The 13,540-nt window shown below is 72.1% G+C and carries 10 protein-coding genes; 8 read left to right on the top strand and 2 right to left on the bottom strand.

Annotation, left to right across the window (positions count from 1 at the left end; all coding sequences use genetic code 11):
• The first annotated feature begins 33 nt into the window (after window positions 1-33).
• From ACFY8O_RS27580 to ACFY8O_RS27545, 8 genes are all read left to right on the top strand, one after another.
• Window positions 34-2,436 carry a beta-xylosidase/alpha-l-arabinosidase gene (locus tag ACFY8O_RS27580; RefSeq protein WP_387906924.1) on the top strand — a complete coding sequence of 801 codons (2,403 nt, stop codon included), beginning with the start codon at window positions 34-36 and terminating at the stop codon, window positions 2,434-2,436.
• 139 nt (window positions 2,437-2,575) lie between these two features.
• Window positions 2,576-3,679: an endo-1,4-beta-xylanase gene (locus ACFY8O_RS27575; RefSeq protein WP_387906922.1), complete on the top strand. Its 1,104-nt coding sequence runs from the start codon at window positions 2,576-2,578 to the stop codon at window positions 3,677-3,679.
• 36 nt (window positions 3,680-3,715) lie between these two features.
• Window positions 3,716-4,984 (top strand): enolase C-terminal domain-like protein, encoded by a 1,269-nt coding sequence (locus ACFY8O_RS27570; protein ID WP_387906920.1) that lies wholly within the window; start codon window positions 3,716-3,718, stop codon window positions 4,982-4,984.
• Window positions 4,985-5,205: 221 nt separating this feature from the next.
• Window positions 5,206-8,394, top strand: a complete 3,189-nt coding sequence (locus tag ACFY8O_RS27565; RefSeq protein ID WP_387906918.1) for a glycosyl hydrolase 115 family protein — start codon at window positions 5,206-5,208, stop codon at window positions 8,392-8,394.
• A gap of 27 nt (window positions 8,395-8,421) precedes the next feature.
• Complete coding sequence (locus tag ACFY8O_RS27560) at window positions 8,422-8,826, top strand: hypothetical protein (protein WP_387906916.1); 405 nt, start codon at window positions 8,422-8,424, stop codon at window positions 8,824-8,826.
• A 151-nt stretch (window positions 8,827-8,977) separates the two neighbouring features.
• Window positions 8,978-10,078, top strand: coding sequence for an NADH:flavin oxidoreductase/NADH oxidase (locus ACFY8O_RS27555; protein ID WP_387906913.1), 1,101 nt, complete (start codon window positions 8,978-8,980; stop codon window positions 10,076-10,078).
• Window positions 10,079-10,107: 29 nt separating this feature from the next.
• On the top strand, window positions 10,108-10,836 hold the full coding sequence (locus tag ACFY8O_RS27550) for a class I SAM-dependent methyltransferase (RefSeq protein ID WP_387906911.1): 729 nt from the start codon (window positions 10,108-10,110) through the stop codon (window positions 10,834-10,836).
• Between the two features lie 51 nt (window positions 10,837-10,887).
• Complete coding sequence (locus ACFY8O_RS27545) at window positions 10,888-11,235, top strand: ArsR/SmtB family transcription factor (RefSeq protein WP_387906908.1); 348 nt, start codon at window positions 10,888-10,890, stop codon at window positions 11,233-11,235.
• A gap of 29 nt (window positions 11,236-11,264) precedes the next feature.
• On the opposite strand, the gene ACFY8O_RS27540 is transcribed toward ACFY8O_RS27545, so the two are convergent.
• A complete protein-coding gene (locus ACFY8O_RS27540; protein WP_387906905.1) occupies window positions 11,265-12,659 on the bottom strand; it encodes an FAD-dependent oxidoreductase in 1,395 nt (464 codons plus the stop codon).
• An 87-nt stretch (window positions 12,660-12,746) separates the two neighbouring features.
• Window positions 12,747-13,424 carry a DUF305 domain-containing protein gene (locus ACFY8O_RS27535; RefSeq protein ID WP_387906903.1) on the bottom strand — a complete coding sequence of 226 codons (678 nt, stop codon included), beginning with the start codon at window positions 13,422-13,424 and terminating at the stop codon, window positions 12,747-12,749.
• Between the last annotated feature and the right edge of the window lie 116 nt (window positions 13,425-13,540).

Below are 13,540 nucleotides of genomic sequence, written 5' to 3'. Positions count from 1 at the left end.
ACCCCCGCACTCATGAGAGGAACCTCTGCCGCCATGGCAATCCACCCCGTCCCGCAGGCCCGTCAGGCCGATCCGCCCCCCGCCGTAGACGGCCCGTGGCGCGACCCTTCACTCAGTCCCGAGGAGCGGGTGGCCGACCTGGTGGCCCGGATGACCCTGGAGGAGAAGGCCGCCCAGCTGTACGGAATCTGGGTGGGCGCCGACGCGGAGGGCGACGGAGTCGCGCCGCACCAGAACGACATGGTCGACCCGGTCGACTTCGCGGACATCACCACGCGCGGACTCGGCCAGCTCACCCGGCCGTTCGGCACCGCCCCGGTCGACCCGGGTGTCGGTGCCGTCTCACTGGCCACCGCCCAGGCCCGGATCGCCGCGGCGAGCAGATTCGGGATCCCCGCGCTCGCCCACGAGGAGTGCCTCGCCGGCTTCACCGCCTGGGGGGCGACGGCCTACCCGGTACCGCTGGCCTGGGGCGCCGCCTGGGACCCGGAGCTGGTCGCCGAGATGGCCCACCGCATCGGCAGCGACATGCGGTCGGTCGGTGTCCACCAGGGCCTCGCCCCGGTCCTGGACGTGGTGCGGGACCTGCGCTGGGGTCGCGTCGAGGAGACCATCGGCGAGGACCCCTACCTGGTCGCGACCATCGGTACGGCCTACGTCCGGGGGCTGGAGTCCTCCGGGATCGTCGCCACGCTCAAGCACTTCGCGGGCTACTCCGCGTCGGCCGGCGCCCGTAACCTCGCCCCGGTCCGGGCCGGCGGGCGGGAGATGGCCGATGTGATCCTGCCGCCGTTCGAGATGGCGGTGCGTGAGGGCGGCGCCCGCTCGGTGATGCACTCGTACGCCGAGATCGACGGGGTCCCGGCAGCCGCCGACCCGGCCCTGCTCACCGGACTCCTCAGGGACACCTGGGGGTTCAGCGGCACCGTCGTGGCGGACTACTTCGGGATCGGGTTCCTCGAGACTCTGCACAGAGTGGCCGCGGACCGGGGGGACGCCGCGCGACTGGCCCTCACCGCCGGCGTCGACGTGGAACTGCCCACCGTGCGCAGCTACGGCGACGAACTGGTCGCCGCCGTACGCGACGGTCTCGTGGCCGAGGAGCTGGTGGACCGCGCCCTGCGCAGGGTCCTCCTCCAGAAGTGCGAGCTCGGGCTGCTCGATCCGGACCAGCCTCTCCTGCCCGCGGTGCTCAGCGGGGTGGACCCGGAGCAGGCGCGCGGCACGGTGGACCTCGACCCGCCGCGCAACAGGGCCCTGGCCCGGCTGCTCGCCGAGCGCTCCTGCGTCCTGCTGTCCAATGCCGACGGAGCGCTGCCGCTCACCGGAACGGGGCGGATCGCGGTCGTCGGACCGCGCGCCGACGACCCCCTGGCCATGCTCGGCTGCTACTCCTTCCCGAGTCACGTCGGGGTCCAGCACCCCGAGGTGCCCATGGGCATCGAGGTGCCGACGCTCCTGGAAGCACTCCGCGACGAGTTCCCCGAGGCGGGCGTCAGCTACGCGGAAGGATGCGAGGTGGACGGGACGGACGCCTCCAGGATCCAGGAGGCCGCCGCCCTCGCGGCGGGTGCCGACGTCTGCGTGGCCGTGCTCGGGGACCGCGCCGGACTCTTCGGGCGGGGCACCTCGGGCGAGGGCTGTGACGCGCCGGACCTGTCGCTGCCCGGTCTCCAGGGTGAGCTGCTGGACGCTCTGCTCGCCACCGGCACTCCCGTGGTCCTGGTGCTCCTGACAGGGCGCACCTACGCGCTCGGCGCGCAGGCCGACCGGCTGGCCGGCTGTGTGCAGGCGTTCTTCCCCGGCGAGGAGGGGGGCCCGGCGCTCGCCGGTGTGCTCTCCGGGCGGGTCAACCCGTCCGGCCGCCTGCCCCTGGGCGTGCCCAACGGCCCCGGCGGCCAGCCGTGGACGTATCTGCAGCCTCCGCTGGGACAGAACAACGGGGTCAGCAATCTGGACCCGACCCCGCTCCACGCCTTCGGCCACGGGCTCTCGTACACCACGTTCGCGTGGGAGCCGGGCGCCGAGGTGCCGGCCGAGCTGCCCACCGACGGCGAGACCGACCTCGAGATCACGGTCCGCAACACCGGCGACCGCGAGGGCGCCGAAGTGGTGCAGCTGTACGTCCACGACCCGGTCGCCCAGACCACCCGCCCCGAGACCAGGCTCATCGGTTACGCCCGGGTGCCCCTCGCCGCGGGGGAGTCCCGGAGGGTCAGTTTCCGCTTCCACCCGGACCTGGTCTCCTTCTCCGGTGTCGGAGGCCGCAGGATCGTCGAACCCGGTGACCTGGAGCTGCGGTTCGCCACGTCCAGCGACCCGGCCGACGTGCAGCACACCGTACGACTGCGTCTCACGGGACCCGAGCGCACCGTCGACCACCGGCGCCACATGGTCTGCGCCACCTCCCTCGGCGCGCTGGTCCCCGAGAACTGACAGCGGTGGGCGCGAGCCCACCGGGACGTCCGCTCCGCACGCTCCTTCGCGGGTGTGCGGAGCGATGTCGAAACTTTCGAAAGGTCATCCCCGGCGTACTCGGCCGTCGGCCGTGCGTCCTCACCGAAAGGCGTATGTCATGCACAGGACAACCAGAGCGCTCGCGGTCGGCTCGGCCGCCGCCGTACTCCTCGCCTCGGCGTTCACCCTCTCCAGTGCCGCTGCCGCCACCGACGACACCGGCAGGCGTGCGGGGCCGGGCCACAGCGCGGCCCCGCAGACGCTCGGGAGCCTCGGCAGGAAGGCCGGCCTGCGCATCGGCACGGCCGTCGACACCACCGCACTGGCCGAGGACGCGCCCTACCGGGACAAGGTCGCGGGGGAGTTCTCCTCCGTCACCGCGGAGAACGTCATGAAGTGGGAAGCGGTCGAGCCGACGCGCGGTACCTACGACTGGGCCGCCGCCGACGGTCTCGTCGACTTCGCGAAGAAGCACGGGCAGCTGGTCCGTGGCCACACCCTGGTCTGGCACAACCAGCTGCCCTCCTGGCTGAACGACGGCGACTTCACCGCCGACGAGCTCCGGGAGATCCTGCACGAGCACATCACCGACCAGGTCACCCACTTCAAGGGCGACATCTGGCAGTGGGACGTCGTCAACGAGGCCTTCAACGACGACGGGACGCTGAGGGACAGCATCTGGCTGCGCGAACTCGGCCCCGGCTACATCGCGGACGCCTTCCGCTGGGCCCACGAGGCGGACCCCAAGGCCCGGCTGTTCATCAACGACTACAACATCGAGGGCGTCAACGCGAAGAGCACGGCGCTCCACGCCCTGGTCACCCAACTGCGCAAGCAGCGCGTACCGATCCACGGCGTCGGCATCCAGGGCCACCTGGGCGTCCAGTACAGCGCGCCGCACGACATCGCCGACAACATGCTGCGCTTCGACCGGCTCGGCCTGGAGACCGCCATCACCGAGGCCGACGTCCGGATGCCCATGCCGGCCGACAGCACCAAGCTCGAGGCCCAGGCCGAGGGTTACGGCGTCCTGCTGCGCGGCTGCCTCCTCACGCCTGGCTGCAACGACTTCACCGTCTGGGGCTTCACCGACACCTACTCCTGGGTGCCGGATACGTTCCCCGGCGAGGGCGCGGCCAACATCTTCGACGAGAACTACGCCCCCAAGCCCGCCTACGGCACCCTGCGCCAGACCCTGACGCTCGCCGCGGGCAGGCACTGAACCATCCCACCCCCCAGGCAGGGAAGAGGCGACGGAATGACGACGGACCTCCGGATCACCGGAGTGCGCATCACTCCGGTGGCCTTCCGGGAACCGGCGCTGCTGCACGCGGCCGGCGTGCACGACCCCTTCGTCCTGCGGGCGATCGTCGAGGTGGACACGGCCGACGGCCTGGTCGGCCTCGGTGAGACCTACGCGGACGAGCGGCACCTGCGCCGGCTGCGGGCCGCCGCCGACGCGATCAGCTGCGCGGACGTGTACGCCCTGGGAGCCATGTACCGCAAGGTGGCCGAGGCGCTGGCGCACGACAACGGTCCCGACGGCTCCGGGCTCACCGGGACGATCGCCGCCGGCAGCGCCGTCGACCGGGTCTTCTCCCCGTTCGAGGTGGCCTGTCTCGACATCCAGGGGAAGGCGGCCGGACGGCCCGTCAGCGATCTGCTCGGAGGCGCCGTACGGGATCGCGTGCCGTTCGGCGCCTGCCTCTTCCCCAAGTGGGCCGGTCATCCCGGAGCGGAGCCCGACGGCTGGGGCGAGGCGCTCGACCCGGACGCAATCGTCGCCCAGGCCCACCGCATGATCCAGGACCACGGCTTCTCGGCGATCAAGCTCAAGGGCGGGGTACGGCATCCAGAGGAGGAGATCCAGACGGTACTGGCCCTGCGTGACGCCTTCCCCGGCGTCCCGCTGAGGCTGGACACCGACGCCGCCTGGAGCGTGGACACGTCCATCGAGGTGGCCCGGCGCCTGGAAGGGGTCCTCGAGTACCTGGAGGACCCGACGCCCGGGCTCGACGGCATGGCGCACGTCGCGCGTGAGACGGGCGTCCCGCTGGCCACCGACCTGTGCGGCGTCGCTTTCGGGCACCTGGCGCCCTCGGTCGAGCGGCGGTCGGTCGCGGTGGTGCTGGCGGACCACCACCACTGGGGCGGTCTGCACCGCTCCCGGCTGCTGGCCGGCATCTGTGACACCTTCGGCATGGGCCTCTCGATGCACTCCCACTCGCACCTGGGCGTCAGCCTGGCCGCGATGACCCATCTCGCCGCCGCCACACCCGATCTCCCGTACGCCTGCGACACCCACTGGCCGTGGAAGACCGAAGAGGTCGTCGTTCCCGGCGTGCTCTCCTTCGCCGACGGCGCGGTCCGCGTCCCCGGGGGCCCCGGGCTCGGCGTGGAACTGGACCGTGACGCCCTCGCCCGGCTCCACGAGCAGTACATCGTCCGCGGCCTGCGCAACCGGGACGGCACCGGTCAACCGCGCCGGACCGGCCGCTCCCACGAGAAGAAGACGTCCCGCCGGTAGATCCGCCGGGCCGCCCGGTTCACTGATCGGCCCGGACCCCGACGACACCACCGGCGCGAGCAGCGCCGCGTTCCCGCCCGTCCCGGACGGAACGCCGGCGGGACCCCGCACCGCGCCCCGCCATGCCCCGCGTCACCGACCGGCGCCGTACGGCCGTACCGGACAGCACCGGGGCACCCGCCCGCCCAATGTGTCATGTGTGTGAACAAATGGAGAGCAACATGGACAAGCGCACCAGCCGCAGAGCGGTCCTCGGGGCCGGTCTCGGGTTCACCGCCCTGGCCGCGACGCCGCTCGGCTCCCTGCTGGGGCCGGCCGGGGAGGCGGCCGCGGCGTCGGCCGGACCCGGTGGTTCCCCGTCGGTCCGGCCCACCGACCCCGGCGCGTACATATCGTTCACGCCCCGCTCCGGCGCCTTCCCCCTGGTCAGGTCCGGCAGGGCGGCCCCGATCGTGGTCAGCGACGCGGATCACGACGGCGTGGTCCGGGTGGCAGGCGATCTCCGGGACGACATTGAGCGGGTCACCGGCGTCCGTCCCACGCTCTCGAAGGAGGCCCCGCCCCGGGGTCGCGAGATCGTCCTCGTGGGAACCATCGGCCGCAGCCCGCTGATCGACGGGCTGATCGCCTCGGGAAGGCTGAAGGTCCCGGGGATCGCGGGCGCGTGGGAGACCAGCCTGCAGACCGTGGTCGAGCATCCGCTGCCCGGCGTGGACCGTGCGTTCGTCATCGCGGGAAGCGACCAGCGCGGCACGATCTTCGGCGCCTACGACGTCTCCCGGGGCATCGGTGTCTCGCCCTGGTACTGGTGGGACGACGTGGTCCCGGTCCACCGCGACGCGCTGTACGTCCTGCCGGGCCGGTACAGCCAGGGCACTCCTGCCGTGAAGTACCGCGGGTTCTTCATCAACGACGAGAACCCCGCGCTCGGCACCTGGGCCCCCGCCTTCTTCGGCCCGGGCAAGGCGCCCGGCTTCGAGGGCGGCTTCAACGCCGGCTTCTACGCCAAGGTCTTCGAAGTCATGCTGCGGCTGAAGGCCAACTACCTGTGGCCGGCCGTCTGGGGCCGCGCCTTCGCCGAGGACGACCCGCAGAACCACGCCACCGCGAAGGCCTACGGCGTGGTCATGGGAACCTCGCACGAGGCGCCCATGATGCGCGGCATCGAGGAGTGGAACAGGCATGCCGTCGCCGCCGTACGCGACAGCGCGGGAAACATCACCCAGCCGGGCCACGACCCCTACGGCGGCACCGGCGAGTGGTCCTTCCGCCGCAACGCCGAAGCCATCAAGGCCTATTGGCGTGAAGGGATCCGCCGCATGGCGGACGAGGACTTCGAGGGCGTCGTCACCCTCGGCATGCGGGGCAACGGTGACGTCAGCCTGCCGGACGGCGACGGCATCGAGCTGATGACCGAGATCATCGCCACCCAGCGCACGATCCTCGCCGAGGAACTCGGCTCGGCGGACGCCGTCCCGCAGGTGTGGACCCTCTACAAGGAGGTCCAGCACTACTGGGACCGTGGACTGCGCGTTCCGGACGACATCACCGTCGTCCTCACCGACGACAACTGGGCCAACGTCCGCAAACTGCCGGACCTGGAGAACGACCCCAGAAGCGGCGGATACGGCCTCTACTACCACTTCGACTACGTCGGGGTGGGGCGCAACTACAAGTGGGTCGACACCGCCTCGCTCCCCAACCTCTGGGACCAGCTCCATCAGAGCGCGGCCTACGGCAACCACGGCCTCTGGGTCACCAACGTGGGCGACCTCAAGGGCAACGAACTGCCCACCCAGTTCTTCCTGGAGTACGCCTGGGACCCCGAGCGGTGGCCCCTGGAGGCGCTCCCGGAGTGGGAGGAGCGGTACGCGGCGCAGAACTTCGGCGAACGGCAGGCCGAGGAGATCGCGGAGATCCTTCGGACGTACGCCCGGTTGCAGTCCCGCCGCAAGCCCGAACTGCTCAACAGGAAGATCACCGTCGATCCGGCGAAGGACCCCGCGACGGACCCCTCGGCCATCGTCTACGACGACCGGGCCACGCCCTTCAGCATCGTCGACTACCGCGAGCTGGAGCGGGTCACCGGGGACTGGAGGCGCCTCGACACGGCCGCGGAACGCGTCCGCCGGAGGCTGCCGGCCTCCGCCCAGGACGCCTGGTACGAACTCGTCGGTTACGCGGTCCGGGCGACCGCCAACCTGTACTCCCTGCGGGAGGCCGAGTTCACGAACCTGCACTACGCCCCCCAGGGCCGTGCCCTGACCAACCAGCTCGCGGCCACCGCCGAGGCGGGGCTCGCCGAGGACTTCGCCTTGGCGCGGCGGTTCGGCACCGAGGTGGCCGACGGCAAGTGGAAGGGGTTCCAGACCCAGCCCCACATCGGCTACGGGGACGTGGACCGCTACGGTCCCAACGCCCCGTGGCAGCAGCCGGAGTTGAACAACGTCGCGATCGCCGACGAGATCTTCCCCGCCGTGCGCCGCATCGAGCTCCCGCGGGCCGCCGAGATGGGCGTCGCCGTCGACGGCTCCGCCGCCTGGTGGCCGGCGGCCGGTGAGGACGGTACCGAAGCGGTGCTCCCGGTGTTCAGCCCGTACCAGAGCCAGCCCGCGCAGTACGTCGAGGTCTTCAACCGGGGCACCGAGCCGTTCGACTTCCGCATCCGCACGGGTGCCTCCTGGCTGATCGCCGACCGCACCCACGGCCGGGTGGAAGCCCAGACCCGCGTCACCTTCCGGGTCGACTGGTCGCGCGCACCGAAGGGGATCACGCGCGTTCCCGTGACCGTCCACGGTCCCGGTGGCAGCGAGGTCGTGGTCACGGCTGTGGCCGACCGGCCGCGCCTGGACCGCTCCCAGCTCAGGGGGTTCGTCGAGGCCAACGGGTACGTCTCCATCGAGGCCGACCACTTCCACCGGGCGGTCGGCCGCGACGGCGTCTCCTGGCGGCGCATCCCGGACATCGGCCGTACCGGATCGGGCATGGAGCCCTTCCCCGTCACCGCCCCGCGGCAGACCCCGGGCGGCGGTGCGCCCAGGCTGGAGTACCGGGTCAGCCTGTTCACCACCGGGCCGGTCACGGTGTGGGCCTATCTGTCGCCCCGCAACAACGCCCTGGCCACCGACGGGCTGACGTACGCGGTCTCCTTCGACGACGAGGCGCCGCGCTCCGTGAACATCACCGAGGTCACGGGGTCCGACGACGGCACCATGAACGTCCAGTGGGCGCGCACGACCTCGGACAACGTCAACCGCACCAGCACCGTGCACCGTATCGAGCGGGCGGGCGCCCACGTGCTCAGATTCTGGATGGTCGACCCGACCGTGGTACTCCAGAACCTCGTGGTGGACACCGGCGGTCTCAAGCCCAGCTATCTGGGCCCGCCGGAGAGTCTCCGGCTGAGCTGACCGGAGCGGGACGAGGAGGCGGCAGGGATGAGCATCGAGATCCGGGACACCGAGGGGCACGGTGCGAGGCTGGAGGTGGCCCCGGGACCGGCGGAGGGGCCCCTCCAGGTCTCCCTCCTGATCGAGAGCCCGTCGGCCGGCGCCTCCTGGTCCTGCTCGCCGGCCGCGGCCAGGGAACTGGCCGCGGCGCTCGTCGAGGCGGCGGCCGAGGCGGAGGCGAGGCGGTCCGCGGAGCCCGTCACCGTCAAGGCGCGGGAGCTGCGGCGGGGCGACGTCCGGGAAGGGGACCGGCTCATGACCGTGGAGGCGGTCAGGACCGACGGGGCCGACGTGCAGGTCACGTGGACCTCGGGAGGCGGGCGCAGTTGGAGCCAGCTGTACGGGGCCGATGCCGACATCAGACTCCGGAGCCGGCGGGCCCCGGGGAGGTGAGCAGGGCGCCCTCGAAGAGACGCGGGTTCATAATTCGACGTTCGCCGTAGTACGGTGATTCTCGTAGTACGGTAAATCTCGTACGATGCTGCGGCCCGGGGCAACCGGGCCGCAGCGCCGCCCGACGCATTCCGAGAAACCGGAGCCCTCTGTGAGCGCACTGTTCGAGCCCTGCACCCTGCGGTCCCTGACCTTCCCCAACCGCATCTGGATGGCCCCCATGTGCCAGTACAGCGCGGACGCGGCCGGTCCCGACACGGGTGCGCCCAACGACTGGCACTTCGCCCACTACGCCTCCCGCGCGGTCGGCGGCACCGGGCTCGTGCTCGTCGAGGCGACCGGCGTCAGTCCGGAGGGGCGGATCAGCGCCGCCGACCTCGGCATCTGGAACGACCGGCAGGTGGAGGCGTTCCGGCGCATCACCGGCTTCCTCACCGCACACGGGGCCGTGCCCGGGATCCAGCTCGCCCACGCGGGGCGCAAGGCGTCGACCGGCCGCCCCTGGCAAGGCGGAGGGCCCGTCGCCGTCGACGCCCCGGAGGGCTGGCAGCCCGTCGCGCCGAGTGCTCTCGCCTACGACGAGCACTACACGGTGCCCACCGAGCTGTCCGTCGACGACATCCAGGGCATCGTGCGGCAGTTCGCCGACGCCGCGCGCAGGGCGCTCGACGCCGGCTTCAAGGTCGCCGAGGTCCACGGGGCGCACGGCTATCTGATCGGCCAGTTCCTCTCCCCGGAGAGCAACCGCCGCACCGACCGGTACGGCGGTTCCTTCGAGAACCGCACCCGCTTCGCCCTGGAGGTCGTGGACGCCGTGCGCGCCGTGTGGCCCGAGGAGCTCCCGGTGTTCTTCCGCATCTCCGCCACGGACTGGCTGACCGAGAACCCGGAGGACCCGCGCGAAGGCTGGACCGCCGACGACACCGTCCGTTTCGCACACGACCTGCTCGCCCACGGCGTGGACCTGCTCGACGTCTCGAGCGGAGGACTCGCCCCGAGGGCGCTCATCCCCGTGGGTCCGGACTACCAGGTGCCCTTCGCCGAGCGTGTGCGCAGGGAGACGGATCTCCCGGTGGCCGCCGTCGGGCTGATCACCGATCCCGTGCAGGCCGAGAAGATCCTCACCGACGGCAGCGCGGACGCCGTCCTGCTCGGCCGCGAGCTCCTGCGCGACCCCTACTTCGCGCGCAACGCCTCACGCGCGCTCGACGGCGACATCGAGCTGCCCGAACCCTACGGCTACGCCGTGTGACGCCGCACCGGTCGGTACGCTGAGCGGCGATGCCGACTCCTCAGGGCCCCACGCTGCGCGAACTGGCCGTACAAGCGCTGTCCTCGACCATGCGCGGATACGACCTCCTCGCCCCGAAGTTCGACCTGACGCCCTACCGGACGCCGGACCGGGTGCTGGACGCCGTCACCAGCGCCGTCCGGCCGCTCGGTCCCTTCCGCCGGGGCCTGGACGTCTGCTGCGGCACCGGCGCGGGTGTGGGCGTCCTGCGTGAGCTGTGCCAGGAGCGGGTCACGGGCGTCGACTTCAGTGCGGGCATGCTCGGTGTCGCCCGGTCCGCTCATGCCGGGGCCGCGGGAGCGCCCCCGGTGGACTGGGTACGGGCCGACGCCCGGGCGCTCCCCTTCGCACCCGTCTTCGACCTCGCCCTGAGCTTCGGGGCCTTCGGGCACTTCCTGCCGGAGGAACGCCCGCTCCTGTTCGATCAGGTGTTCGCCTCGCTACGGCCGGGCGGCCTGTTCGTCTTCCCGGTGGGCGCGCCACCGGCGGTGGGCTCCCGGCCGTACTGGTCGCTGCTCGGCTTCGACGTGGCCATGCGGGTGCGGAACGCCCTGTGGCGACCGCCCTTCGTCATGTACTACCGCACCTTCCCGCTCGCCGGGGTCGTGGACGACCTCGTACGGACGGGCTTCGAGGTACGGCTGCTGCCCCTGGAGGAACTCGGCCGGAGGCAGGACGGCAGCCCCCGGGCCCGGCTCGTCGTGGCGGCTCGTGGATAAAACTACGACGTCTCTCGTACAATAGGGACCCCTGCAGGAAGTGGAGCCACCGTGACGTCGAACGCCGCTCGCGTGCTCGCCCATCCGGCGCGCGAGGAGATCAGGGTCGAGGGAGTGCTCCACGCCCTCTCGGACCCGGTCAGGCTCCGGATCGTGCGCCAGCTCGCAGGTGCGACCGATGAGCTGGCCTGCTCCCGTTTCGACCTTCCGGTCTCCAAGTCCACCACCACGCACCACTTCAGGGTCCTGCGCGAGAGTGGCGTCATCACGCAGTTCTACCGCGGGACGGCGAAGCTGAGCTGTGTGCGGACCGAGGATCTGGACGCGCTCTTCCCCGGGCTGCTGGACAGCGTCCTCGGCGCGGCCGAGCGCCAGAGCGCGCGGGCCGGCGAGGTCTGAGGCGACCGGCCAACCGCCGCCCGGTCCCGCTACGCGCCGCCCGGCCGCGACCCCTGTCCACGGGCCGCGTCGAGCAGCCCCGGCCAGTCCGGGATCTTCACCTGGCCCCGGCCGAGCGAACGGCCCAGCGCCGACTCCGCGCGCTCGATCGACAGCCAGCCGTCCCACTCCACCGGCCGCAGCCCCTCGGCCCGCAGGGCGCCCAGGGGATCGGGGGAGACCTCCCTGCCGACGAGCAGGGGCGCGTCCGCCAGCAGGGCAGCGGCCGTCTCCTTGGCACACGACCGGTTCGAGCCGATCACCCCGGTAGGACCCCGCTTGATCCACCCGGCGACGTACTCCCCGGGGGACGCGGCACCGTCCCTGAACACCCGGCCGCCCTCGTGCGGCACCGTCCCGGTGACCGGGTCGAAGGGCAGACCGGGCAGAGGCGTCCCCCGGTAGCCCACGGCCCGCAGCACCAGCTGCGCCTCGATGTCCTCGTGGGCGCCGGTGTCCCGCACGCCCCCGGCCCCGTCCGGGGCCGTCCGGGCGAACCGCACCCCCGCCACCCGCCCGTCCCGCTCCAGCAGTTCGACCGGCCGCAGATAGAACCGCAGCCGGATGCGGCGCACCGTGTCGTCCGCGGGGGCGGAGGGCCGGGCCGCCCAGCCGCGCAGCACGTCGAGGTTGCGCCGGACCACGGCGGGCAGCGGTGGCACCTCCGGAGCGGCCGGGTCGGTGGCGCAGGCGGGGTCGAGCGCGAGCTCCGCACCGTCCACGGTGATCCGCGCTCCGGGCAGGGCGCCGAGCTCGCGTAGCTCCTTGGTGGTGAACCGGGCCTGCGAAGGGCCGCGCCGGCCCACCATCTGCACCTCGCGCACGCGGCTCGCCCCGAGGGCGTCCAGTGCGGCGCGCGGCACGTCGGTGCCCCGCAGTTCCGCCGCGCCACGGGCCAGGATCCGGGCCACGTCCACCGCCACGTTGCCGACGCCCACCACCACCGCCGAGCGCGCGCGGAGTGCGAAACCGGAGGTGGCCGCGTCGGGATGGGCGCTGTACCAGGAGACGAACTCGGTGGCGGAGAAGCTGCCCGGCAGCCCTTCGCCCGGAACGGCGAGCGGACGGTCGGCCGCCGCTCCGACGCAGTAGACCACCGCGTGGTACAGCTCCTTCAGGCGGGCCGGTGACAGCCCTCCCTCACCCCCCACCTCGACGTGTCCGACGAAGGTGATCCGTTCGTCCTCCAGCACCGCCCGGAGGCTGCTCTGCAGCGACTTGATCTTCCCGTGGTCGGGCGCCACGCCGTAGCGCACCAGTCCGTACGGGGTGGGCAGCCGGTCCAGCACGTGCACCCGCACGTCCGGCACCCGCGACTGCTCCAGCAGGGCCTGGGCGGTGTAGACCCCGCTGGGACCCGAACCGACGACGGCGACACGGAGCACGGCGCACCTCTTCCCGCGGATGCCTCCAGCATGGCACCGCCGTGCGGCAGCGGGGAGGAACACGGACCCGCCGAGCGGGTGAGCCGCTCAGGTCAGCAGCCCGCGCATCCGGTCGATCTCGACGGTCTGCTGGGCGACGACGTCGTTGGCCATCTCCTCCACCAGGACGTTGTTGCCGTCCGCCAGAGCCTCGGTCGCCATGGTCACCGCCCCCTGGTGGTGGGTGATCATCAGCTCGAGGAAGAGCCTGTCGAAGGCCTTGCCGCGCGCGGCGCGCAGCCCGGCGATCTGCGCCTCGGTCGCCATGCCGGGCATCGCCGCGTGGTCGTGCGTCTCCTCGCGTTCGTCCCCGCCGTTGTTCTTCAGCCAGCCCTCCATGGCGCCGATCTCGGGTTCCTGGCTCGCCGAGATGCGTTCCGCCAGCCGTACGACGGACGAGGAGGCCGCGCGGCCGGGGACGAGCGAGGTGAGCACGAGCGCCTGCCGGTGGTGCTCGATCATCATGCGGGTGTACCGGAAGTCGGCGGAGTTGGGCGTGTCGTCGCCCACGGCCTTCGCCGCCTCCTCGGCCGACAGCGTCCGTGCGGGTTCGCCGGGCTTCCCGGGAGCCACGACCGAAGGTCCCTTGTCCGCCCCCGCCTTCGCCCCGTCGTCGCTGCCCGCGTCACAGCCGCCCAGGACGAGGACGGCGGCCGTGAGGGTGGCCGCCAGAGCGGCCGTGCGCACGTGTGCGGTCCGACGGTGGATCAACACAGCTACCTCCATGGCCACATGAGTGTGTCGGAGACCGTCCTAACACCTTCCACCGGCCGGTGATCAAAAACTTTTATTACGTCTCTGTTGCCATCTGTTGGTGTGTACATGAGAGGGACGATACTGCC

Origin of the sequence: Streptomyces argenteolus (assembly GCF_042902585.1) — a bacterium.
Taxonomy (GTDB): Bacteria; Actinomycetota; Actinomycetes; order Streptomycetales; family Streptomycetaceae; genus Streptomyces; species Streptomyces argenteolus.
Note: the sequence above shows the minus strand (reverse complement) of the source record. Positions and strands in the feature narration are given on the sequence as shown.